The organism is Spirillospora sp. NBC_01491 (genome assembly GCF_036227065.1).
In the GTDB taxonomy this organism is placed as follows: Bacteria; Actinomycetota; Actinomycetes; order Streptosporangiales; family Streptosporangiaceae; genus Spirillospora; species Spirillospora xylanilytica.
In genome coordinates this window covers 3,569,855-3,592,426 of sequence record NZ_CP109432.1, presented here as the reverse complement: position 1 = coordinate 3,592,426, position 22,572 = coordinate 3,569,855, and the positions used below count along the sequence as shown (strand labels likewise).

The following is a 22,572-nucleotide window of genomic DNA, read 5'->3' as shown; positions in this document are numbered from 1 at the left end:
TCGTTCTCCTTGAGTCGCGGACCGGCCTTCCCGGTCCGACATCTTCAAGGTTCGTCCTAAGACACCGCCCCCGGCATCGGGACGATGCCTTATCTAGGCGTCCTAGGACGCCTTAGGCCGGGCCCGGCCCCACCGGGACGGCTTACGGGCAGGGGGCCGAGGGCTCGGGGACGGGCGCGGTCAGCGCTTGTAGCGGCGGCCGTGGATCATGTTGATCAGGCCCAGGACGCGGGTCATCTCCTTCTCGGTGCGCTCGAAGGAGCTGAGGTTCATCGGGATGGCGAAGCGCTGGCGGGTGATGGCCTTCGGGCGGGTGAACTCGCGCAGGCCGTCGGCGCCGTGGATGCGGCCGAAGCCCGACTCGCCGACGCCGCCGAACGGGAGGGCGGCGACCATGGCGAACGCGGCGAAGGCGTTGATCGAGGTCATCCCGGAGCGCATCCGGCGGGCGGCGTCCATGGCCCGCGACCTGCTGCCGGAGAAGATCGTCCCGGCCAGGCCGTAGCTGGTGGCGTTGGCCTTCTCGACCGCCTCGTCCAGGTCCTTGACGCGGTGCACGGTGATGGTGGGGCCGAAGGTCTCCTCGCGGACGGCCGACGCGTCGTCCGGGACGCCGGTGAGGACGACCGGCTCGACGTAGGGCTTGCGGACCGACTCGGGGCCGCCGACGACGGCCCGGCCGCCCTTGTCGAGGGCGTCCTTGATGTGCCGCTCGATGACGTCGAGCTGGGACGGCATGGTGATCGGGCCGTAGGCGGCCTCGCGGTCGAAGCCGGGGCGCAGGTCGCGGGCCTTGTCGGTGAGCCGACCGAGGAAGTCCTCGTAGGCGTCGTCGACGACGTAGATCCGCTCGACCCCGATGCAGGTCTGGCCGGCGTTGGACATCGCGCCCCACAGCGCGGCGTCGGCGGCGGCGTCGAGGTCGGCGTCGGCGTCGACGATGCAGGCGTCCTTGCCGCCGCACTCGACCACGATCGGGGTGAGGTTCCCGGCGCAGGCGGCCATGACCTTCTTGGCCGTCCGGGTGGAGCCGGTGAAGGCGACCTTGCCGAGGCCGGGGGAGGACGCGAGCGCGGCGCCGGTGCCGCCGAGGCCGGTGACGGTCTGGAGGACGGGGTGCTCGGGGACCACCGTCGCGACCAGCTCGGCGAGCAGGACGCCGACGCCGGGGGTGAACTCCGAGGGCTTGAAGACCACGGTGTTCCCGGCCGCGAGCGCGTAGGCGATCGAGCCCATCGGGGTGAAGATGGGGTAGTTCCACGGGCCGATCACGCCGACCACGCCGAGCGGCTGGTACTCCAGCACGCACTTCTGGTTGATCGACATCATCCCGGGGAACACGGTGCGCGGCCCGAGCACCTTCTGCGCGTTGCGGGCGGCCCAGTCCAGGTGCGAGATCGCCATGATCGTTTCGAGCTGGGCGTCCTGCACGGGCTTGCCGGTCTCCTGGTGGATGAGCTCGGCCATCCGGTTCAGGTTGCGGGCCAGCGAGCCCTTGATGTTGAGCAGCCGGAGCCGGCGCTCCCTCCAGCCGAGCGCGCGCCACCACTCGGCGGCCTCGCGGGCGCGCTCGACCGCCCCGGCCACCGCGGCGGCGTCGTGGACGGGGTGCTCGGCGACGACCTCGCCGTTGGCCGGGTTCAGGGACGCGAACGTCTCGGTGCTCTCCGTGGCCACGGACATGAGGAACCTCCCGGGAGGACCGTGTAAGTGATTGCTTGCACGCGAGTACTGAGTAGTAAATCACTTTATGCCGGTGCCCGCCGGAGCCCGGAAGGGGGCGTCGGGAAGCGGTGTGGGGGATGGTCAGGCGTCCGGGATCCAGCTCCCGTGGAATCCCGCCGGGACGCGCCGCGGCAGGCGGACGCACGCCGCCCGCGACAGGTCGGCCGCGTTCAGCACCAGCAGCTCCGATCCGGCGCCCGCGCGGTCGGACACGATCGACAGCAGCCAGCCGTCGTCCTCGGCGCGCGCGGCCTCGGCGGGGACGAACACCGCCTCGCCCGCCGCCATGCCGGTGCCCAGCTCCAGCGCCGACGAGGACCCGGCGCGCAGGTCGTACTTCACGATCGCGCCGCCGGCCACCGTGTAGAGGTAGCGGTGCTCGCGCCCGGTACGGGACGCGTTGTGCGTCGGGAACTCCGTCCGGCGGTCGTCGACCCGGTGCTCGACGGCCTTCCCGGTGGACGGGTCGAGGATCCAGCGGTGCAGCCTCGCGTTCTCGACGTTCAGGGTGGTCCCGACCGGGTCGGCCGCGCCGCCCGTCACCCCCCACAGGGCGGTGAACTCCTCCGGCAGGTAGCGCGCCCCGTCCAGCACGATCCGTCCGGCCGCGTCCTCGTGCGCGTTGCCCACGTGGAACACATAGCAGGGGTCGACGTCGAACCACCGCACGGGACCGTCGCCCGAGCGCGGCATCACGCCGAGCCGCGCGCCGTACGCGTCGTCCCAGCGGAACGGCATGCCGCGGTCCTCGGCCATGGCCAGGTCGAGGTCGAACACCACGGGCAGGTCGAGCCAGACCACATGGTTCTCGGTGATCGCGAAGTCGTGCATCATCGTCGGGCCGGGCACCTCGACCTCGCGGCTCTCGACCAGCTCACCGGCCGGGGACAGGCGGTGGTAGGTCAGGTACGGCGGGAGCATCCCGTACCCGAAGAACAGCAGCTCGCCGGTGACCGGGTCCTGCTTCGGATGCGCCGTCATCGCGGTGGTGAGCCGGCCGTCGAAGTCGCAGGGGCCGACGGTGTCGAGCTCGGGCGTCACCGCATGGGGGAGCCCGACCTCGACCAGCGCGAGGATCTTGCCGTCGTGCGGGACGACGTGGGTGTTGGCCGCCACCGCCGCGCGGTCGAAGGTGAGGTCGTCCCGCAGGAACTCGGCGTCGTCGGTGAACGCGCTGGTGCGCACCCAGCGGTTGCGGTACCACTCGGCGCGCCCGTCGCGCAGCCGCAGGCCGTGCAGCATCCCGTGGCCGAGGAACCAGTGCCGGCTCGGCTCGCCGGGCAGCGGGTTCGGGCCGTTGCGGAAGTAGCGGCCGGTCAGCTCGGCCGGGAGGCTCCCGATGACCGGGAGGTCGACGGCGTCGATCTCATCGGGCACGGGCGCGAGGTGTCCGTCGAGCCAGGGCGCGGGCCGGGCGGTGCTGTCTTCGCTCATCTCGGGCTTCCCTTCGATGCTGGACGGTGCCGGCGACGGTGGCGGGCCGCTGAGGGAGCGGTGCGGACGGGCCGTTCAGCGGACGGGGCGTTCACCGGCGGGGCGTTCAGCGGGGGGTCGGCTGGGCTTCGAGCTTCGAGGAACGGCGCTTCCGGGTGCGGGTCCGGCGCCTGCACACAGCCTAGAACGGCGGCGGTCGCGGTGAAACTCACCGCCCACACGAGTGTGAGTATCCGGTTGATGTCGCGGAACAGGCCGGTGGCGGTGATTGGCGAGCGACGCGCCGTACTTCATCACCGGGGAGTCAGGGACGGTGAACGCGAGCGTGGTCAGCAGCGCCATGAAGACGGTGGTGGCGCTCTCCGGCATCAGGAGTTCCACGGGTGGCCCGCCCTGCGGTCCAGGACGACGAGCACGATCGCCGCGGCGAGCAGGATCCAGGGGAGGTCAGTGGGGCTTGTCAGCGGGGCTCGTCCTGCCGCCGGCGGACCGTGCGGTCGCGCGGTCCGCCGGCGGGCCGGTCACCGGAAGTCGGCGGCGTGGTCGGCGGCCCACTCGGCGAACGAGCGGCCGGGGCGGCCGGTGATCCGCTCGACCTCGGGCGAGATCTCGGCCGGACGGCCCACCGACGTGGCGCGGAGCCGCATCAGGACGTCCACCAGGCCGGGTCGCATGTACGGACGGCTCAGCATCGCCTCGCGCGCCTCCGCCTCGGTGATCTCCTCGAACCGGGCCGGACGGCCGACGGCCGCGCCGATGATCGCCACCATGTCCGGGTGGGTGAGCGACTCGGGCCCGCTGAGCAGCGGCGTGGCGCCGACCAGGTCGTCGGTCACCAGAGCGCGGGCCGCGACCGCGGCGATGTCGCGCTCGTGGATCGGCGCCATGGCCGCCCCGGCGAACGCGTTGCGGACCGGCTCGCCGGACCTGATCTCGTCGCGCCAGCCGAGGGCGTTCGTGCAGAACTCGCCGGGACGGACGAAGGTCCACTCCAGCCCGGAGTCCTCGATCGCCCGCTCCGCTCCGCGGTGGTGCGCGGCCAGTTCGTTGTCCGGGTCCTCGTCGAGCGCCGCGGCGGACGACAGCATGACCACGCGCCGGACCCCGGCCGCGCGGGCGCGCGGGAGCAGGTCGCCGAGGCCGGTCCAGAAGACCGAGAGGTTCAGGAAGATCGACTCGACGCCGTCCAACGGCATCGCGTCGGTCCTGGCCACCTCGACGTCCACGGGCAGTGCGGCGGTGGCGGGGTCGCGGGTCAGTGCGCGGACCTTCCGGCCCGCGTCGAGCACCTCGTCGACGACGTGGCGGCCCACGTTCCCGGTGGCGCCTGTCACAAGAATCATCGGTTGTCTCCTCAGGGGGGCGAGTGCCGGGATTAGATTCAACCAATTGGATGAACTTGTCAAACAGCCGGATGGATGATGGGTTCGGGCATGCGGCTACGATGACGCCCGTGACGGACACGACGAGGGGACCGCGGCGGTCCCCGACCCCCGACGAGCGCAAGGTCGACGCCGAGCGCTCCCGACGCGCGTTGATCGAGGCGGCCATGGACGTGTTCTCCGCCAAGGGCTACGCCGGCGCCCGGGTCCAGGACATCGCCGACCGCGCGGGCGTCAACAAGCAGCTCATCAACTATTACTTCGGCGGCAAGGAGGGGCTCTACTGCGAGCTCGGCCGCCTCTGGCTGGTGCGCGAGGACGAGTTCAACGACTCCGCGCTCCCGCTCGACGCGGTGATGGTCCGCTATCTGCGGCACACGCTGGACGACCCGCGCGGCACCCGGCTGAACCTCTGGCGTGGCCTGACCGAGGACCTCGAGCAGATCGAGCCGGGCCCGCCCGAGGACCTGTCCGACCTGGAACGCCGCCAGGCCGCCGGCGAGCTGGCCGCCGACCTCGACCCGGCCGCCGTCATGCTGGTGCTGACCGCCGCAGTCTCCATCACCGCGGCGATGCCCCTGGCGGTGCGTCGCATCTTCGGCCTCTCCCCCGACTCACCGGAGTTCCAGGAGCGGTATGCCGAACAGCTGAGCCGGATCGTCCGCCACCTGGCCGGACCGTCCGGCCAGACCACGCCGGACGCCCCCACCGCCTGACCCGCCGGGCATCCGGCGCGGGGGTCAGTGGTTCCAGAAGCGGAAGAGCTCGAGCCCGTACCGGATGCCGCTCTCGTCGACGCCGATCGCGTCGGTGAGGTGGTAGATGAGGCCGAAGAACGCCTCGTTGATTGGGCCCAGCCAGAGCAGCGCGATCAGCAGCAGGAAGACGTAGCCGCCGACCGCGTTGGCCTGCTCGACCCAGCGCCGCGGCAGGTACGGCTCGATGATGCCGAATCCGTCCAGGCCCGGGATCGGCAGCAGGTTGAGCAGCGCGGCGGTCACCTGGAGGAACACCAGGAACGCGAGCGCGGCCCAGAACGTGGCGTGCGTCAGCGAGAAGAAGTTCTTGTAGATGACCGCGAGCATCACCGCGAATACCGCGTTCGACAGCGGCCCCGCCGCCGAGATCAGGCTGTGCCGGACCCGGCCCCGGATCGCGCCGCGGTCGATCCAGACCGCGCCGCCGGGCAGCCCGATCCCGCCGATCAGGATGAACAGCACCGGGATCGCGAAGCTCAGCGTCACGTCGGCGTACCGGGCCGGGTTCAGGGTGAGGTAGCCGCGGGTGGCGACGCTGTGGTCGCCGGACCGGAACGCGGTGTAGGCGTGCCCGAACTCGTGCACGCACAGCGACAGCACCCAGGCCGCGATGACGAAGCCGAACACCGCCACCCGGGCCGGGGTGTCGCGCAGCAGCCCGTACCGCCACGCGATCAGGCCGCACAGGACGGTCACCGCCACGATCGCCAGGAACACCGGGCTCGGCCGGACCGCCGCCGAGCCTCCCCCGTTCCCGCGTACCGTCCCCATCACGGCCCCTCTCGTCCGTGGCGCGAACACGGCGGCGAACCGCCGCTTCACGTTCGGGTGGTCGGATCACAGGGGGCACTGCGGCATCAGGTGGAGGGCGGTGTCGTCTTCTTGATCGGCCTGGCGCTCAGCAGCGGCGGGCTCGGCCTGGTGCACCTGCTCGCGCCGACCGCCCCGCGGGCCTTCGAGGTCGCGGCGATGCTGGCCTCCTACGCCCTGGCGACCGTGGTTCGCTTCGTGCTGCTGGGCGGCCGGGTGTTCCACCCGCGCCGACGGGCTGTCCCGGTCAGTACCGCAGAGACTGGGGCCCGCCAGCCCTCCGCGGAGTCCCCGGTCGCGTGACGGGGGTGGCGAACCGAGGAACGAGAATCCGAACTACAGCGCCGGTCTCGGTCACGGTGAGGTCGCGGGATCGCCCCCGTATCGCGGTCACGTGCGGTGCGCGCCGCCCGGCCGCCGACCGGGTTCCGGTCCGGGCAGGCGGGGATTGGTAGGGCGCACTGGGGCGCACCCATGCCGACCTCTCGCACGGCGGCACTCTGCTGGATCTGCGGCAAAACGTGCCACGCCCACCGGGGTCATGTCATGGCATCGCCCCGGCTCGATCGCCTCAGGTCCGAGCCCCTCCGAGTGTCCGAGCCTTCGGAGCGGGCAGCGGCTTCTGTCGCTTGCCGCCGGTGCGTTCCAGGCCCAGTCGCAGCGCCATGGTGATCAGGGCGGCGACCGCGAAACCCATGCCTGCCCAGGCGAGTTGGCGGGCACCGTACTCGGCCAGGACCCAGCCTCCGACCGCGGTTCCGACGGTGATGCCGAGGTTCGAGAACGAGATGAAGAGGCTGTTGCCGAACTCGGGCGCGTCGACGGCGTCCCTCCCCAGCCAGCTCTGGCTCACGACGAGCCCGCCGGAGTGCACGGCCCCCCAGACCAGTACGGCCAGGACCATCGGCGCGAACATGTGGCCGACGGCGTACAGGAGCACGTAGACGAGCAGGCACAGGACCGGGTAGGCGACCACGGTACGGATCAGGTCGCGCTGCAGCAGACCGCCGAAGGCGAAGTTCCCGAGGATCATCACGATGCCGAACGCCATCAGCATGGCGCTGACCCAGGTGCCGTCCATGTGCGTGACCTGGCCCAGGTACTCGGCGAAGTAGCCGTAGACCGAGAACATCGCGGCGAAGACGAAGACGACGGACGCAATGGTCAGCCACATTCGGGGCCGCTTGAGAACGCTCAACTGGGCACCGTGGGAAACACGTTGCCCGACGGGCATCGGCGGTACGAACCGCAGAATGCCGAGGAAGGCGATCAGGTTGACGAGCGCACCGAGCCAGAACGCCGACGCCAGGGACACATGCTCGGCGAGGTACGAGGTCAGCGGCACACCGAAGGCGAAGCCGACGGTGACACCGCCGAACACGGTCGTCGTGGCCCGGGTCGCGTCCTCGGCGGGCACCAGCCGTGCGGCGGTCGCGAGCGCGACCGCGAAGAACACCGGATGGAAGAGGGCGGGCACGACGCGGAAGGCCAGCATCACCTCGTACTGCGTGGTGAGCGCGTAGACGACGTTGGAGACGGCGAACACCGCGATTGCGGCGGCGAGCACCTTCTTACGGTCGATGCCGGAGGCGAGCAGTGTTGTGAACGGCCCGGACACGGCGATGACCAGGGCAAAGGCCCCGACAAGCCACCCCGCGGCGGACGGCGTGACACCGAGCTCGGCCGAGACCTGGGGGAGCACGCCGACCATGCCCATCTCGGTGGTGATGATCCCGAACACGCCCAGGGCGAGCACCAGGACGGTGAGGGAGGTCTTTCTCATCGCGACCTTTCATCAAATCTAGAAAAGTAGATATGTTTCGCTGTGGGGGGTGCATGCGTGGAATCGGGCGGGCTACAGCTCGTCGCGGACGTGCGTGGCGAACTCGGCGATCACTGTTTCGTTGCGTCGGTAGTAGGTCCACTTGCCGATGCGTTCCGAGGTGAGCAGCCCCGCGTCCTTCAGGGCCTGCAAATAGCCGGACACCACCGACTGGGCCAGTCCGGCACGCTTCTGGATGTCGCCGACGCACACGCCGATGTGGAAGCCGAGCCCCTGCTGCTGGTAGGAGTCCTCGTCGAAGTACTTCGCCGGATCCTTGAGCCACTGCATGAACTGCAGGCGCGCGGGGTTGGCGAGCGCCTTGTGTACGGTCAGGGGGTCCACCAGGTCACCTCTCCACTCTCTTCCGGTATCTAGTTTTCGCGATATGTAGAGTCTTGTCAAGCGGGAATGGATCGCAGCCGGCCCACCGCGTGATCGAACAGAGCCTTCGGCCCCTCCGCGTGCGCCATCCACGCCATGCTGGTGCTGACCGCCGCCGTCTCCATCACCGCCGCGACGCCGCTGGCGGTGCGCCGCATCCTCGGAGTCGGCCCGACTCGCCGGAGTTCCAGGAGCGGTACGCCGAGCAGCTGCGCCGCATCGTCGGCCACCTGGCCGGACCGCCCGGCCGGACGCCCCCGGACTGGCGGCCGTGGCTCAGTCGCTCCAGAACCGGAACAGGCCGAGCCCGTACCGGATGCCGCTCTCGTCGACGCCGATCGCGTCGGTGAGGTGGTAGATGAGGCCGAAGAACGCCTCGTTGATTGGGCCCAGCCAGAGCAGCGCGATCAGCAGCAGGAAGACGTAGCCGCCGACCGCGTTGGCCTGCTCGACCCAGCGCCGCGGCAGGTACGGCTCGATGATGCCGAATCCGTCCAGGCCCGGGATCGGCAGCAGGTTGAGCAGCGCGGCGGTCACCTGGAGGAACACCAGGAACGCGAGCGCGGCCCAGAACGTGGCGTGCGTCAGCGAGAAGAAGTTCTTGTAGATGACCGCGAGCATCACCGCGAATACCGCGTTCGACAGCGGCCCCGCCGCCGAGATCAGGCTGTGCCGGACCCGGCCCCTGATCGCGCCGCGGTCGATCCAGACCGCCCCGCCCGGCAGCCCGATCCCGCCGATCAGGATGAACAGCACCGGGATCGCGAAGCTCAGCGTCACGTCGGCGTACCGGGCCGGGTTCAGGGTGAGGTAGCCGCGGGTGGCGACGCTGTGGTCGCCGGACCGGAACGCGGTGTAGGCGTGCCCGAACTCGTGCAGGCACAGCGACAGCACCCAGGCGGCGATGACGAAGCCGAACACCGCTACCCGGGCCGGGGTGTCGCGCAGCAGCCCGTACCGCCACGCGATCAGGCCGCACAGGACGGTCACCGCCACGATCGCCAGGAACACCGGGCTCGGCCGGACCGCCGCCGAGCCTCCCCCGTTCCCGCGTACCGTCCCCATCACGGCCCCTCTCGTCCGTGGCGTTCCGGACGTCCGGCCGCCTGCTCCCCGAAGCTACCGCCTCGCCTGTAGCGCCCGCGTCAAGGAGCGGCGATCACCGGCACGACGTAGGTGCGCAGGAAGCGGCGCAGTCCGTCGGCGTCCCGGTCGCGGTCCATCACGATGAGCGAGGTGATGATCCGGAAGAGGAACTCGACCGTGCCCTCGACCTCGATGTCGGGCCGGAGCCGGTGCTGCCGCTGCGCCTGCTCGAAGTACGGCCGGACGTAGTCGCAGCACTGGTCCAGCACGTGCTCGGCGGCCCCGGCCACCGCCGCCTGCATGTGGCCCGCGGCCTCGGGCACCAGGAACCGCGCGATCGCGGGCTCGGCCCGGACGAACCGGACCGCGTCCAGGGTGCCCTCGACGATCGCCTCCGGCACCGAGCGCTCCTGCCGCAGCCGGGTGGCCAGCCGGTCGAGGAAGCGGTGCAGGTCGCGCAGGACGACGGCGAGGATCAGCTCGTCCCGGCCGCCGGTGATACTCCGGTAGACCGTCGCCCTGGACAGTCCGGCGGACGCCGCGATGTCCTCGACGGTGGTCTTGGCCACTCCGAAGCGCGCGAAGCACTCCTCGGCCGCGTCGATGATGCGCTCGCGCGTGGTGTCGGTGGTCGCCGGGGGCATGCCTGAAGATTACCGGCGCCCCGGCCGGTCCAGCGAGTACGCCGGCGTCCGGGAGCGGGAGCCGTCCGCGGCGGCGGAGTCAGAAGAGGGTGCCCTCGTGCTCGATGCCGCGGAGCGCGTCGTAGTCGAGCGTCACGCAGTCGATGCCGCGGTCGAGGGCCAGCACCCGCGCCTGGGGCTTGATCTCCTGCGCCGCGAAGATCCCACGGACCGGGGCCAGGTGCGGGTCGCGGTTGAGCAGGTCGAGATAGCGGGTGAGCTGCTCGACGCCGTCGATCTCGCCGCGCCGCTTGATCTCGACCGCGACCGTCGCGCTGCCCGCGTCGCGGCACAGGATGTCGACCGGCCCGATCGCGGTCGGGAACTCGCGGCGGACCAGCGTCCACCCGTCGCCGAGCGTGGTGATGTGCTCGGCGAGCAGCTCCTGGAGGTGCGCCTCGACGCCGTCCTTCTGGAGTCCGGGGTCCAGGCCCAGCTCGTGGCTGGTGTCGTGCAGGATCTCCTCGATGGTGAGGATGAGCCGCTCGCCCGACTTGCCGTGGGTCACCGTCCAGCGGGCGACGGCGCCGTTCTCCTCGAACGGCTCCTCGCGCAGCGAGCAGGGCGGGTTCATCCAGTTCAGCGGCTTGTAGGCGCGATCGTCGGCATGGACGCTCACGCTCCCGTCGGCCTTGATCAGGACGAGCCTGGGGGCCATCGGCAGGTGGGCGGTGAGCTTGCCGGCGTAGTCGACGCTGCACCGGGCGATTACGAGACGCACGGTGCCCCACCTTAGTGACGTGGCGGCCCGCTCGTGACCAACTCCGGCCCCGCAGGCGAGCCCGACGGGGCGGCTAAGACGTCCCCGGTGCCGGATCTAGGGCGTCGTCCCGATGCCGGGGTGCGCGCCTTAGGGCGAACCTCGTCACTACAGGGCCGGACGAGGCGGCCCGCGGACGGAGGAGTGGCCGTGTTCCACAGCGACATCACCTACTCGATCATGACGGAGCGCGCCCGGGACCTGCGGGCCGCGGCCGAGGCCGCCCGGGACGTCCGGGAGATGCGGCGGGCCCGGAGGTTCTGGGAGGAGCGGGCGCTGCCGGTCGCCACCCGGCGCCCGCGCCGCAGTCCCGCGGCCGGGACCGGGACCGGGCGCACCGTCACGGCCCCCTGAACGACCCGGCGGCGCGCGGTTCTGCGAGACTGCGGTCCCATGAGCAGTGCTTCGTTCAGCAAGGTCGGGGTCGTCGGACTGGGCACCATGGGCGCGGGCATCGCCGAGGTGCTGGCCAGGGGCGGCCTGGCGGTGGTCGGGATCGAGGTCGACCAGGGCGCCCTGGAGCGCGGGCGCGGGCACCTGGAGGGCTCGACCGGACGCGCCGTCAAGCGCGGCCGGCTGACCGAGGAGGCGCGGCACGGGATCCTCGACCGGATCGCGCTGTCCACCGACTTCGCCGACCTCGGCGAGTGCGACCTGGTGATCGAGGCCGTGCCGGAACGGCTGGACCTCAAGCGGCGCGTGTTCGCCGAGCTCGACAAGGTCTGCCGCGCCGACGCGGTGCTGGCCACCAACACCTCGTCGCTGTCGGTCACCGACATCGCGGTCACCACCGGCCGGCCCACCAAGATCGTCGGGGTGCACTTCTTCAACCCGGCGCCGGTGATGAAGCTGGTCGAGGTGATCGGCACGGTGCTCACCGAGCCGGCCGCGGCGGCCCGCGTGGCCGAGCTGGTGCGCGGCCTCGGCAAGACCCCGGTGAGCATCGGCGACCGCGCCGGGTTCGTCGCCAACCGGCTGCTGTTCGGCTACCTCAACCAGGCCGCCCGGATGCTGGACTCCGGGCACGCCACCCGCGACGACATCGACACCGCGATGAAGGCGGGGGCCGGGCTGCCGATGGGCCCGTTCGCCCTGATGGACCTGATCGGCCTGGACACCTGCCTCGAAGTACTGGAGGCCGTCTACGCCGAGTCCCGCGACCGGCGGCACGCGCCCGCGCCGGTGCTGCGCGAGCTGGTCACCGCCGGGCTCCTCGGACGCAAGACCGGCCAGGGCTTCCACCGCTACGACCGGCAGGCCGGCGACGCGGTGAGCGCGCAGGCGGAGGAGACCACCGCCGCCGAACCCCCCACCGTCGGCGTCGTGGCCGGTTCGTCCGCCGCGTCCCCCGCCGCCGGGATCATCGCGACCCTCGCGCGCGCCGGCGGCACCGTCCGGTACGCGGCCGGTGACCAGAGCGCCGCCGACGGCCTCCGCGCCGCGCTCGGCCAGGCCCTCGCCGACGACCCCGCCGCCCGGTCCCGGCTCGGCGGCGGCACCGACCTCGGCGCCCTCGCCGACTGCGATCTGATCATCCACGCCGGGGCCGACGGCGACGCCGCGGCGGACCGGTCGCTGCTGGCCTCGCTCGGCCGCGTGGCCAGGCCCGACGCGGTGCTGGCCACCACGTCCGCCACGGTCCCGGTGATCGAGGCGGCGGTCGCCACCGGCCGGCCCGGCGCCGTGGTCGGCCTGCACTTCCCCGAGGCGGACGGCACGCTGGTCGAGATCGCCACCACCGTGGCCGGCGCGCCCGGCCTCGCGGACCGCGCGGCGGCACTCGCCGAGCGGCTCGGCCTGACCCCGGTGCACGGCCGCGACCGCGCCGGCTTCATCGTGGACGCCCTGCGCTTCCCCTACCTCAACGACGCCGCCGCGATGCTCGGCGCGGGCTACGCCGACGCCGACGCGATCGACGCCGCGATGACGCTGGGCTGCGGCTACCCGGCGGGCCCGATCGCCGAGCTCGACCGGATCGGCCCGGCCCGCGTGGTCGCGGTGCTGCGCGCCCTCTACGGGGAGAGCCGCGAACCGGCGCTCGCGCCCGCCCCGCTGCTGACCGAGCACGTCACCGCGGGCCGCGCCCTGCGCTGATCCCTCCTCATATCCTGGTTCCATGAGCCCCCGCAAAAACCGCCGAAACCCCCCGGGCCGCCGTTCGCAGGACGGCGGCGGGGGGCCGGCCGGCGGCGGCTCGTACTGGAGCCAGGAGACCGAGGACGGCCCGGACGGCGCATGGATCGTCCGGTCGATCGCCGGCGCCAACGCGACCAAGCCCTACCGCTGCCCCGGCTGCGACCAGGAGATCGCGGCCGGGGTCGGCCACGTCGTCGCGTGGCCCGCGGACGGGCGCGGCGACGCCGACGACCGCAGGCACTGGCACCGGCCGTGCTGGCAGGCCCGCACCCGCCGCGCTCCCCGCGTCCAGCGGTCCCGCGGCGCCCCCCGCCACTGACCGGGCGGCCCGTGCCGCCGAGCCGGGGCGCCGGGCTCTGACCAGGCGCGACCCGCCGTCCGGGCGATCATGACCCGGTCACGGCGGCGAGGAGAGGAGACCGATGGGCGAGATCAGGGCGGCGACCGTGCTGCCGGCCCGGCGCGAGGAGATCACCCTGCACACCGCCGACGGCCTGGAGCTCGTCGGCGAGCTGGCGCTTCCGCCCGCACGGCCGCCGGTGGCGACGCTGGTGTGCCTGCATCCGCTGCCCACGGCCGAGGGCATGATGGACAGCCACGTGCTGCGCAAGGCGTCCTACCGGCTGCCGGCCCTCGCCGATGTGGCGGTGCTGCGCTTCAACACGCGGGGCACCTCCTCGGCGCGCGGCACCAGCCAGGGCGAGTTCGGCGGCGGCGAGACCGAACGCCACGACGTGGCGGCGGCGGTGGAGTACGCCGAGTACCACGACCTGCCCCATCCCTGGCTGCTCGGCTGGTCGTTCGGCACCGAGCTGGCCCTCAAGTGGGGACGCGACCCGTCGGTGGAGGGCGCGATCCTGCTCTCCCCGCCGCTGCACCGGGCCGGCGACGCCGACCTGGACGGCTGGGCCGCCGACGGGCGCCCGGTGGTGGCGCTCGTCCCCGAGTTCGACGACTACCTGCGTCCGGCCGAGGCGCGCGAGCGGTTCAAACGCGTCCCGCAGGCCGAGGTCGTCGCCGTGGACGGCGCGAAGCACCTGTGGGTGGGCGAGCCGTACGTGCGCATCGTGCTGAACGAGATCGTCCGGCGGGTGGCGCCCGGCGCGTTCCCGCTTCCCACCGAATGGGACGAACGGGACAGCTAAACGCGCGCGACCGATCACGGCCACCCCTCCGCGCCGGGCCCCGGGAAGAGCGACCATGGCCTGACCGCCATGTGCGCGGCGGACGCCGGGGACGGGTACGGGGAGGACGGTGCCACCATGACCGTGCAGCTCTACGCGAGGGACGTCGGCACCGGAACGCCGCTCGTCCTGCTGCACGCCTTCCCGCTGTCGTCGGCGATGTGGCTCGGGCAGCGGGAGGCCCTCGCCGGCCGGTTCCGGGTGATCACCCCGGACCTGCGGGGCTTCGGCGGATCGGTGCTCGGCGCGGACGAGCCGTCGGTCGACGCGATGGCCGACGACGTGGCCGGCCTGTTCCGCCGCCTCGGGGTGGCCCGCGCGGTCGTCTGCGGCCTGTCCATGGGCGGGTACGTGACGATGGCGCTGGTCCGCCGCCATCCGGGCCTGGTCCTCGGCGTGGTCCTGGCCGGCACCCGCGCCGCCGCCGACACCGGCGCCGTGCGCGAGGCCCGGCTGCGCCAGGCCGAACGACTCGGCCGCGACGGCGATGTGAGCGTGCTGGTCGACGAGGTGCTGCCCGGCCTGATCGGCCCGACCACGCTGCGGCAGCGGGCGCTGATCTACGGCCGGGTGCGCGGGCTGGTGCAGTCGGCCCCGGCGCCGGCCGCCGCCTGGGCGCAGCGGGCCATGGCGGCGCGGCCGGACTCCTTCGACACGCTGCGCGGCCTCAAGGTGCCCGCGCTCGTCCTGGCGGGCGCCGAGGACGCCCTGGCCACCGAGGACGAGGCGCGCGCCATGGCGGACGCGCTGCCCGACGCCGAGCTGACCGTCATCCCGCGGGCCGGCCACCTGAGCCCGGTCGAGCAGCCCGACCTGTTCGACCGGGCCGTCGCCGAGTTCACCGCCGCCCTGGCCCGCACCGCGGGTTAGGGCCTGTCTCAAAGTGCCTCGCCGTCGCGCGAGCGCGTTACCTGGCCGGTGGGGCGAAGCCGGAGGCGAGCCCCACCGGCCAGATCGCGGAGCGATGTCGCGCTCGCCCGAGCACGGTCGGTGTCCGAGCCGCCAGGCGAGGACGCCGGGCCGGGCGTTGGAAACACAGCCGCCAGGCGAGGACGCCGGGCCGGGCGTTGGAAACACAGCCGCCAGGCGAGGACGCCGGGCCGGGCTTTGAAACTCGGGCTAGAGCGTCTCCTGGCGGGGGATGACGACCTCGCGGATGAGCAGCGAGATCGCCGCGGCCGTCGGGATGGCCAGCAGGGCGCCGGGCACGCCGAGCAGCGTCCCGCCGATCAGCGCCGCCACCACCGTCACCGCCGGCTGCACGTCGACCGTCCGCTTCATCACCCGCGGGTAGACCAGGTAGTTCTCCACCTGCTGGTAGATCACGTAGAAGACCACCGCGGCGATGCCCTCGAAGGTGCCGGTCAGGAACGCGACCAGGCACACGATCACCGCGCCGACCGTCGCGCCGACCAGCGGGACCAGGTCGGTCACCGCCACGATCAGCGCCAGCGCCAGCGCGTACGGGACGTCGAGGATCTCCAGGAAGATGTAGGAGGTCAGCCCCGCTATGAACGCGATGGTGAACTGCCCGGCGACGTACCCGCCGATCCGGTCCAGGATCTCGTCGCCGAGCAGCGCCACCCGGGCCCGGCGGGTGCGCGGGGCGAGCTGGTAGGCGAACGCCTTGATCTGCGGCAGCGAGCCGAGGAAGTACAGGGTGAGGATGAGGATCGTCACGCCCTGGAAGGTCCCGATCAGCGCGACCTTGCCCACGTTCAGCGCCTCGGTGGCCAGCTTCTGCTGGAACTTCGGCTCGTTGATCTTGTCCTGGGCCTGCTGGAGCAGGTGGTAGCGCTTGTCCCAGTCGGCGATCCGCCGGTTGCCGCGCAACTGCTGGATGTAGTCGGGCAGGCTCTTGGTCAGCTCGGTGACCTGCTCGGTCAGCGGCGGCACCAGGGACGCGACGAAGCCGGCGAAGAACAGCAGCACGCAGAAGAACACCACGCCGACCGCCCAGCCCCGGGACAGGCCGAGCCGCTTCAGCCGTTCCACCGCCGGGTTGAGGCCGACCGCGAGGAACATCGCCACCACGATCATCACGATCACCGATTTGGCGTTGGTGGCGGCCTGCACCAGCAGCCAGGCGGTGATCACGCCGAGCGCGGCGGTGAACCCGAAGACGAACGGGTGCGCGCGGCCGAGCGGCAGCCCGGGGCGGCCGAACGGGAACCGCTGGTCGGCGCCGGCCTCGCGCTTGCGCTGCTCGATGTCGTGCGCGGGGTCGGGGACGGTCCTGCCGCCCGTGGCCGGCGTCCCGACGGCCGCCTGCTCGCCCACGGCGGCGGGCACGGGCGCCGCGCCGCGCTCCGACGCCCCGCCTGACGGTGGTGGACCGGACGGCTCCGAGCCGGCCTGCGGCTGACCGGGCGGCGCCGGGACGGGCTCGTCCTCCGGCGGCCCGGCGATGTCGCCGGGACGGCCGCCGCCCCCCAGATGACCGGTGGAGGAGTCGCCGGCCCCGCCGCTCTCGCCGGCCCCGCCGCTCTCGCCGGCCCCGCCGCTCTCGCCGGCCCCGCCGCTCTCGCCGGCCGCGCTCGACGCGCCGGCCGCGCTCGACGCGCCGGACGGGCCGTCGCCAGGGCGGTCTTCCCCCGGCAGGTCGTCCGCGGGTGGCGCGGGGGCGGGCACCTGGCCGCCTGGACGGTCCTCGGAGGGCGAGTCGGAGGTCTCCTCTCCGGGCGCCGCCGACCGGTCCTTACGGGGGGTCTCGTCGGGCACGCCGTTCTCCTCTTCGTCCTGCCGTCCACGGACCGCGGACCGCTATCACGACACCACACGTTAAGGGGTCGAGATGCCGAAAAGCCTAGAGGCGATCATCGCCTCTAGGCTTTTCGGTTCCGTACGGTGCCCCGGGTGGCGGTCTCTACCGCCTGAACGCGCCTATTCCTGCCACCAGTCCTCGTCGTCCTCGTCGGACTTCTTGGCGCCCTTGGCGGGGGCGGCGGCCTTCGCGGCGGGCTGCTGCTTGGCCTGCGGCTGCTGCGCCGGAGCGGGCGCGGGCTTGGCCTCGGCGGCCGAGATCGCGGGCTTCTCCGGGGGAGCGGGCAGCTCGGCCTCGGCCGCGCCGCCGCCCATCGCCGGCGCGACGCCACCGATCAGCTGACGTAGCTGGTTCAGGTGGCTGGTGATGCTGTCGCGCTGGCGGGTGAGCTCGTCGACCTGGCGCTGCGCGGCGGTCCGGACCCGGTCGGCCTCGGCCTTGGTCTCGGCGAGCAGCTGCTCGGCCTGCGACTTGGCCTCGGCGATGACCTGGTCGGAGTTCTTGCGCGCGTTGGCCATGAGCTGCTTGGCGTGCGAGTCGGCCTCGCGCCGGGTCTGCTCGGCCTGCTGGGTCGCCTTGGCGGCCCGCTGCTCGGCGGACGCGGCCCGCTGCTCGGCCTCGGCCACCAGCTTCTGCGTGGCCGCCTGGGCGTTGGCGTGCCGCTCGGCGTCCTGCCGGTCGGCCTCCTCGCGGCGGGCGGCGAGCTGGATCTCGAACTCGGCCTCGGCCTGGGCGCGCTGGGCCTCGCTCTCCTCCAGGATGCGCTGGGCCTGCGCGCGCATCTCGTCGGCCTGCCGCTTGGCGGTGGTGAGGATCTCGTCGCGCTCGCGCTTGGTCGAGGCGCGCAGCTGCGCGACCTCGCGCTCGGTGGTGGTGCGGAGCTTGGCGATCTCCCGCTCGGCGGCGGCGCGCTTCTCGGCGACCTCGTGGTCGGCGGTGGCGCGGAGCTTGGCGACCTCGCGCTCGGTGGTGGAGGTCAGCTCGTCGGCCTCGCGGCGGGCCGAGGTGCGCACCTCCTCGGCCTCGCGCTCGGCCGCGTTGCGCATGTCGTCGCCCTCGCGCTGGGCGGTCGCGCGCAGTTCGGCGGCCTCGTTCTCGGCGGTGGCGCGCAGCTCGGCCGCGTCGACCTTGGCCGCGGCCTTGATCTCGTTGGCCTCCGACCGGGCGGCCTGGACGAGCTCGGTGGCCTGCTCCTCGGCGAGACGCAGCAGCTGCTCGATCCGGGCGCCCAGTCCCGAATAGGTCGGGCGCTCCTGTTCCTGTAGCTGCCTGTGCGCGTCGGAGAGCTCGCGTTGCAGAGCCTGCGTCTGCTCGCGGGTCTGCCGGACCTCGTTGTCGAGCTGTTTGATGTGCTCGTCGACCTGGTGCCGGTCGTAGCCGCGAAGCACCACGTCGAACTCGCGCGGGGGCGTGTCTTCAAAGAAGTTGCTGAGCTGGGCGTCGATGTCGGACTGCATGTGGCTCAATCCTGATGTGACGGGGCTACGGGTGGTTCCGGGGACCGGTTGATCGCCTGTGCTTGTACGGGCGCAGGGCCCCAGACCTCTTCCGGCGAAAGAAGCGTACTCCGGCGGCTGCCGTGTTGGGGGCTCATCTTGACGCGCTGCGTACTTTGTCTCTTTTGTTAGGTTTCTGCGTGTCGCCGCAGGTCCTCAAAGGTCTCGGTCAGATCACCTTATGTGTTCCTCGGAGCACGATGGGGTGAACGCCGGTACGGTGAGCACCGTCGTTTCGATCATGTCCGGCCGTGCTTCGTCATGCCTTCTCGACGAGTTCGGTGAGCACCCCGTGCGCGTCCTTGGGGTGCAGGAACGTGATCCGCGACCCGAGCGAGCCGCGCCGCGGGCTGTCGTACAGCACCCGCACGCCCTTCTCCGCGATCCCGTCGGCCTCCTCCTGCACGTCCCCGTCGGTGCCGAACGCGATGTGGTGCACGCCCTCGCCGTTCTTCGCCAGCCACTTGGCGACGGTCGAGTCGTCCCGGATCGGCTCGATCAGCTGGAGGTAGCTGGCCGCGCCGTCCCCGGTCTCGTTGATCTTGAGCATCGCCTCCCGCACGCCCTGCTCCTCGTTCACCTCGAAGTGCACGTCGGTGAACCCGTAGGTCTCCCGGTAGAACTCCACGGTCGCGTCCAGGTCGTGGCAGGCGATGCCAATGTGGTCGATACGGGTCAGCATGGGCGATTCTCCTCGTGGTGATGCTGCCGGACGCCGGCGCCGGCGCGGCGGGACGGACGCGAGCTTCTGCTGGGTATGGTGGCAAACGTCGCCGCCGGACCCTCGTGGAGGCCCCCTTATGACCGCCAAGTCAGTGATCGTCGCCGGAGCGCGTACCCCCATCGGGCGGTTGCTGGGCTCCCTGAAGGACTTCTCGGCCGCCGATCTCGGAGCGCACGCCGTCAAGGCGGCGCTGGAGCGCGCGGGTGTCTCCGGCGACCAGGTCGAGTACGTGATCCTCGGGCAGGTGCTCCAGGCCGGCGCGGGGCAGATCCCGTCCCGGCAGGCCGCGGTCAAGGCGGGCATCCCGATGACCGTCCCGTCGATCACGATCAACAAGGTCTGCCTGTCCGGGCTGGACGCCATCGCGCTGGCCGACCAGCTCATCCGGGCCGGCGAGTTCGACATCGTGGTCGCGGGCGGGATGGAGTCGATGACCCAGGCCCCGCACCTGCTGCCGAAGTCGCGCGGCGGCTACAAGTACGGCTCGGTCGAGGTGCTCGACCACATGGCCCACGACGCGCTCACCGACGCGTTCGACGGCGTCTCCATGGGCGAGTCCACCGAGCGGCACAACACCCGGCTCGACATCTCCCGCGCCGAGCAGGACGAGTTCTCCGCCCGTTCGCACCAGCGCGCCGCGGAGGCGATCAAGAACGGGGTGCTCGACGACGAGATCGCCCCGGTCGAGATCCCGCAGCGCCGCGGCGAGCCGGTCGTCTTCGCCGCCGACGAGGGCGTCCGCGGCGACACCACCGCCGAGTCCCTCGGCCGGCTGCGCCCCGCGTTCAGCAAGGACGGCACGATCACCGCCGGCTCGTCCTCGCAGATCTCCGACGGCGCCGCCGCCGTCGTGGTGATGTCCAAGGCCAAGGCCGAGGAGCTCGGCCTCACCTGGCTGGCCGAGATCGGCGCGCACGGCAACGTCGCCGGCCCGGACAACTCGCTCCAGTCCCAGCCGGCCAACGCGATCAAGCACGCCCTCGGCAAGGAGGGCCTGGCGGTCGGCGACCTGGACCTGATCGAGATCAACGAGGCGTTCGCCGCGGTCGGCGTCCAGTCGATGCGCGACCTCGGCGTCGGCCCCGACAAGGTCAACGTCAACGGCGGTGCCATCGCCCTCGGCCACCCGGTCGGCATGTCCGGCGCGCGGATCGCCCTGCACCTGGCCTACGAGCTCAAGCGGCGGGGCGGCGGCGTCGGCGCCGCGGGCCTCTGCGGCGGCGGCGGCCAGGGCGATGCCCTGATCCTCCGCGTCCCGTCGGCCTGACCTGCCGATCCCGGCCCGGCCGGTCCGGGCGGTCCGGCAGGTCCGGCAGGTCTGGCAGGTCCGCCCGGTCCGGGCGTCCGGGCATGGGGCCCGCCGCCGCTCACTGCGCGGCGGGCTCGACGGTGACGGTCTTGAAGCCGAGCGCCTTGAGCATGCCCTCCAGCATGACCTTGGTGTTGGCGTCCGCGCGTTCGCGCAGGCCGCCGTCCGCCGCGGCCGTCTGGATCTTCTGACCGGCCAGCACGTAGAGCTGCCGCTGGTCGTTGGGGTTGCCGCTGAAGAAGTCGCCGAAGCGGTTCAGCAGGCCGCGCTCGGTCGCGTAGACGTGGCTGTTCTCGGCGTCCAGGGTGGTCGGTTCGAGCTGGGCGCGCGGCAGCCGGACCGTCGCCGCGGTGCGGTCGGCGTTCACCGTGATCGCGCCGTTGGCCAGCTTGGCGAAGTCCACGTAGGCGTCGACGGAGCCGTGCCCGACGAACAGGGTGCGCGAGCCGCGCAGCGAGCTCGGCAGGAACCTGGCGTCCTTCTCCAGGTCCACGATGACCTGGAAGTTGCCGCTGGCGGCCTCGTAGCGGTGCAGGTCGCGGATGGACTGGAGCAGCACCGGGCCGCTGCGGTCCTTGGTCTCTTCGGCGAACGGGTTGATCCACTTGGGCAGGGCGCGCAGCGCCTGGAGCGCGACCAGCACCACCGCGACGGTGATCACGATCAGCAGCAGGGACGCGCGCACGCCGCGCCGGCCGGAACCGGCGGGGGCCGCCGGAGCGGCGGGGGCGGCGGCGGGGGCGGCGGGGGCCGCCTCGTCCTTCGATCGCTCGGATGCCATGCACAGGTGCATTCCCGGCAAAGCCGCCGGATCACCTCACTGGGCGGTGTCGGTCCGCATGCCGTCGGGTCGCCGCAGGTCGGTGTCGTGCCCGGCCTGCTCGATTTCCAGCAGCGACCCGCTCCGCAGGTGCGCCTCGTGCGCCGCCCGGCCGCCCCGTACCCCGAACAGCCGTTTGGTGAGGACGATGTAGAGGATCAGGCCGACATTGATGATCAGTGCGCCGATCCGCACCGCGGTGATCCGCTCGGACAGCTCGTAGATCTCCACCGGCAGCCCGAACGAGGTGGCGACCACCGCGAAGTACTCGCCCCAGCGCTTGAGCAGCCACAGCCCGACCGCCTCGATCAGCTCCACCAGCGCGTACACGGCCAGCGCGAGGGCCAGCCAGCGCAGCGTGGCCGGGCGCAGGTCGAAGACGTGCTGCACCGACTCCACGATCTTGGAGTGGTCCAGGTCCCAGCCGGCCTGGCCGGCGATGGGCCGGAGCAGCGGGATCTCCTTCTCGAAGATCCGCTCGATCGAGCCGCGGCTCGCGGCGAACCGCCACACCCCGTACGCGGCCAGCAGGATGATCAGGCCGCGGACCGCGCGCTCGAACGCGAAGAACCGCATGATGAACGCGTCGCGCAGCTCCTTGCCCCGCTTCACCAGGGGCGCCCGCTCGGCCGGGCCCGTCTCGTGCGGCTCGCCGTGCACGTACGTGCCGCAGCGCAGGCATCGCCACGCCTCGCCCACAGGCGTCTGGACGTGCAGGTGCCGGCGTAGCGGCGGCTCGTCCGGTGCGTAGGTGATGTGCCCCTTGCGCGCGCATGTCAGCAGGCTCCAGTCCACCTCGCCAGGGTAGAGGCCGGTCCTCTCCGCCCTTCGGCGCAGGTGTGAGCAGGGCCATAGCCAGGACGGAAACCCCAGGTGGGTGCCGGGCGTTGACCGGTCGTGGACATTGTGCGTGCGTTCCGGATCGTCTCGATCGCCGAGGCGACCTCATTCCTGGTGCTGCTCCTCGTCGCCATGCCGCTGAAGTACGCGGGTGACGCGCCGCTGGGAGTCCAGGTGATGGGGCCCATCCACGGGATCCTGTTCCTCGCGTACGTCGGCATGGTGTTCGTGGCCCGTGAGCAGCTCCGCTGGGACATCAAGCGCACGGTGGTCGCCCTCATCGCCTCGGTGCTCCCCGTCGCGCCCTTCCTGGTGGAGCACTACTGGGCCAAGCCCGCCGAACGGTCGGTCGTCGAGCCGGCGGAGAACCGGGCGGCCTGAGCGCCGTCCACTCGAACTTCTGCATGGCCGCGGCTGGCCTGGGGGGTCCTGTCGTGGCCATGCAGAGGATCCGT

24 protein-coding genes are annotated in these 22,572 nt (G+C 72.2%); 9 read left to right on the top strand and 15 right to left on the bottom strand.

Annotation, left to right across the window (positions count from 1 at the left end; translation table 11 throughout):
* Positions 1-180 precede the first annotated feature (180 nt).
* The 3 genes from OHA34_RS16690 to OHA34_RS16680 all read right to left on the bottom strand — a co-directional run bounded on the left by OHA34_RS16690 (position 181) and on the right by OHA34_RS16680 (position 4,502).
* Entirely contained in the window at positions 181-1,683 is a 1,503-nt protein-coding gene (locus tag OHA34_RS16690; protein WP_285942105.1) for an aldehyde dehydrogenase family protein, read from the bottom strand.
* Between the two features lie 123 nt (positions 1,684-1,806).
* Positions 1,807-3,159, bottom strand: coding sequence for a carotenoid oxygenase family protein (locus OHA34_RS16685; RefSeq protein ID WP_285942104.1), 1,353 nt, complete (start codon positions 3,157-3,159; stop codon positions 1,807-1,809).
* Between the two features lie 521 nt (positions 3,160-3,680).
* Positions 3,681-4,502 carry an NAD(P)H-binding protein gene (locus tag OHA34_RS16680; RefSeq protein ID WP_329522139.1) on the bottom strand — a complete coding sequence of 274 codons (822 nt, stop codon included), beginning with the start codon at positions 4,500-4,502 and terminating at the stop codon, positions 3,681-3,683.
* Positions 4,503-4,612: 110 nt separating this feature from the next.
* Between OHA34_RS16680 and OHA34_RS16675 the strand changes: the two genes are divergently transcribed.
* Positions 4,613-5,257 (top strand): TetR/AcrR family transcriptional regulator, encoded by a 645-nt coding sequence (locus tag OHA34_RS16675; RefSeq protein ID WP_329522138.1) that lies wholly within the window; start codon positions 4,613-4,615, stop codon positions 5,255-5,257.
* 24 nt (positions 5,258-5,281) lie between these two features.
* Here OHA34_RS16675 and OHA34_RS16670 read toward each other — a convergent pair whose 3' ends face one another.
* On the bottom strand, positions 5,282-6,070 hold the full coding sequence (locus tag OHA34_RS16670) for a site-2 protease family protein (RefSeq protein ID WP_329522137.1): 789 nt from the start codon (positions 6,068-6,070) through the stop codon (positions 5,282-5,284).
* 57 nt (positions 6,071-6,127) lie between these two features.
* Between OHA34_RS16670 and OHA34_RS16665 the strand changes: the two genes are divergently transcribed.
* The gene (locus OHA34_RS16665; RefSeq protein ID WP_285942100.1) at positions 6,128-6,412 is read left to right on the top strand and encodes a hypothetical protein; all 285 of its coding nucleotides are present in this window, start codon (positions 6,128-6,130) and stop codon (positions 6,410-6,412) included.
* A gap of 268 nt (positions 6,413-6,680) precedes the next feature.
* Here OHA34_RS16665 and OHA34_RS16660 read toward each other — a convergent pair whose 3' ends face one another.
* From OHA34_RS16660 to nucS, 6 genes are all read right to left on the bottom strand, one after another.
* Positions 6,681-7,892, bottom strand: coding sequence for an MFS transporter (locus OHA34_RS16660; protein WP_329522136.1), 1,212 nt, complete (start codon positions 7,890-7,892; stop codon positions 6,681-6,683).
* A gap of 72 nt (positions 7,893-7,964) precedes the next feature.
* On the bottom strand, positions 7,965-8,276 hold the full coding sequence (locus tag OHA34_RS16655; protein ID WP_285942098.1) for an ArsR/SmtB family transcription factor: 312 nt from the start codon (positions 8,274-8,276) through the stop codon (positions 7,965-7,967).
* 56 nt (positions 8,277-8,332) lie between these two features.
* Positions 8,333-8,545 (bottom strand): hypothetical protein, encoded by a 213-nt coding sequence (locus OHA34_RS16650; RefSeq protein WP_285942097.1) that lies wholly within the window; start codon positions 8,543-8,545, stop codon positions 8,333-8,335.
* Between the two features lie 46 nt (positions 8,546-8,591).
* Complete coding sequence (locus tag OHA34_RS16645; protein WP_329522135.1) at positions 8,592-9,380, bottom strand: site-2 protease family protein; 789 nt, start codon at positions 9,378-9,380, stop codon at positions 8,592-8,594.
* Between the two features lie 80 nt (positions 9,381-9,460).
* Positions 9,461-10,045 (bottom strand): TetR/AcrR family transcriptional regulator, encoded by a 585-nt coding sequence (locus tag OHA34_RS16640; RefSeq protein ID WP_285942095.1) that lies wholly within the window; start codon positions 10,043-10,045, stop codon positions 9,461-9,463.
* A 79-nt stretch (positions 10,046-10,124) separates the two neighbouring features.
* The gene (nucS, locus tag OHA34_RS16635; protein WP_285942094.1) at positions 10,125-10,805 is read right to left on the bottom strand and encodes an endonuclease NucS; all 681 of its coding nucleotides are present in this window, start codon (positions 10,803-10,805) and stop codon (positions 10,125-10,127) included.
* 189 nt (positions 10,806-10,994) lie between these two features.
* Here nucS and OHA34_RS16630 point away from each other — a divergent pair, with 189 nt between their 5' ends.
* From OHA34_RS16630 to OHA34_RS16610, 5 genes are all read left to right on the top strand, one after another.
* Positions 10,995-11,198 (top strand): hypothetical protein, encoded by a 204-nt coding sequence (locus OHA34_RS16630; RefSeq protein WP_329522134.1) that lies wholly within the window; start codon positions 10,995-10,997, stop codon positions 11,196-11,198.
* A 39-nt stretch (positions 11,199-11,237) separates the two neighbouring features.
* Positions 11,238-12,938 (top strand): 3-hydroxybutyryl-CoA dehydrogenase, encoded by a 1,701-nt coding sequence (locus OHA34_RS16625; protein ID WP_329522133.1) that lies wholly within the window; start codon positions 11,238-11,240, stop codon positions 12,936-12,938.
* Positions 12,939-12,960: 22 nt separating this feature from the next.
* Positions 12,961-13,299 carry an ATP/GTP-binding protein gene (locus OHA34_RS16620; RefSeq protein ID WP_285942091.1) on the top strand — a complete coding sequence of 113 codons (339 nt, stop codon included), beginning with the start codon at positions 12,961-12,963 and terminating at the stop codon, positions 13,297-13,299.
* Between the two features lie 103 nt (positions 13,300-13,402).
* Complete coding sequence (locus OHA34_RS16615) at positions 13,403-14,125, top strand: alpha/beta hydrolase (protein ID WP_285942090.1); 723 nt, start codon at positions 13,403-13,405, stop codon at positions 14,123-14,125.
* Positions 14,126-14,194: 69 nt separating this feature from the next.
* Positions 14,195-15,034, top strand: coding sequence for an alpha/beta fold hydrolase (locus tag OHA34_RS16610; RefSeq protein ID WP_285942089.1), 840 nt, complete (start codon positions 14,195-14,197; stop codon positions 15,032-15,034).
* A 249-nt stretch (positions 15,035-15,283) separates the two neighbouring features.
* Here the strand turns inward: OHA34_RS16610 and OHA34_RS16605 are convergent, their stop codons facing one another.
* From OHA34_RS16605 to mce, 3 genes are all read right to left on the bottom strand, one after another.
* Complete coding sequence (locus OHA34_RS16605) at positions 15,284-16,885, bottom strand: AI-2E family transporter (RefSeq protein ID WP_329522132.1); 1,602 nt, start codon at positions 16,883-16,885, stop codon at positions 15,284-15,286.
* A gap of 162 nt (positions 16,886-17,047) precedes the next feature.
* Complete coding sequence (locus OHA34_RS16600) at positions 17,048-18,385, bottom strand: DivIVA domain-containing protein (RefSeq protein ID WP_285942087.1); 1,338 nt, start codon at positions 18,383-18,385, stop codon at positions 17,048-17,050.
* A 298-nt stretch (positions 18,386-18,683) separates the two neighbouring features.
* Positions 18,684-19,106 (bottom strand): methylmalonyl-CoA epimerase, encoded by a 423-nt coding sequence (gene mce, locus OHA34_RS16595; RefSeq protein ID WP_285942086.1) that lies wholly within the window; start codon positions 19,104-19,106, stop codon positions 18,684-18,686.
* A gap of 118 nt (positions 19,107-19,224) precedes the next feature.
* Between mce and OHA34_RS16590 the strand changes: the two genes are divergently transcribed.
* A complete protein-coding gene (locus OHA34_RS16590; protein ID WP_329522131.1) occupies positions 19,225-20,415 on the top strand; it encodes an acetyl-CoA C-acetyltransferase in 1,191 nt (396 codons plus the stop codon).
* A gap of 100 nt (positions 20,416-20,515) precedes the next feature.
* Here the strand turns inward: OHA34_RS16590 and OHA34_RS16585 are convergent, their stop codons facing one another.
* Positions 20,516-21,238 carry a DUF4230 domain-containing protein gene (locus tag OHA34_RS16585; protein ID WP_285942084.1) on the bottom strand — a complete coding sequence of 241 codons (723 nt, stop codon included), beginning with the start codon at positions 21,236-21,238 and terminating at the stop codon, positions 20,516-20,518.
* Between the two features lie 36 nt (positions 21,239-21,274).
* Complete coding sequence (locus OHA34_RS16580) at positions 21,275-22,072, bottom strand: DUF2127 domain-containing protein (RefSeq protein ID WP_329522130.1); 798 nt, start codon at positions 22,070-22,072, stop codon at positions 21,275-21,277.
* A gap of 102 nt (positions 22,073-22,174) precedes the next feature.
* On the opposite strand from OHA34_RS16580, the gene OHA34_RS16575 reads away from it, so the two are divergent.
* Positions 22,175-22,498 (top strand): DUF3817 domain-containing protein, encoded by a 324-nt coding sequence (locus tag OHA34_RS16575; protein ID WP_285942082.1) that lies wholly within the window; start codon positions 22,175-22,177, stop codon positions 22,496-22,498.
* The last annotated feature ends 74 nt before the right edge of the window (positions 22,499-22,572 follow it).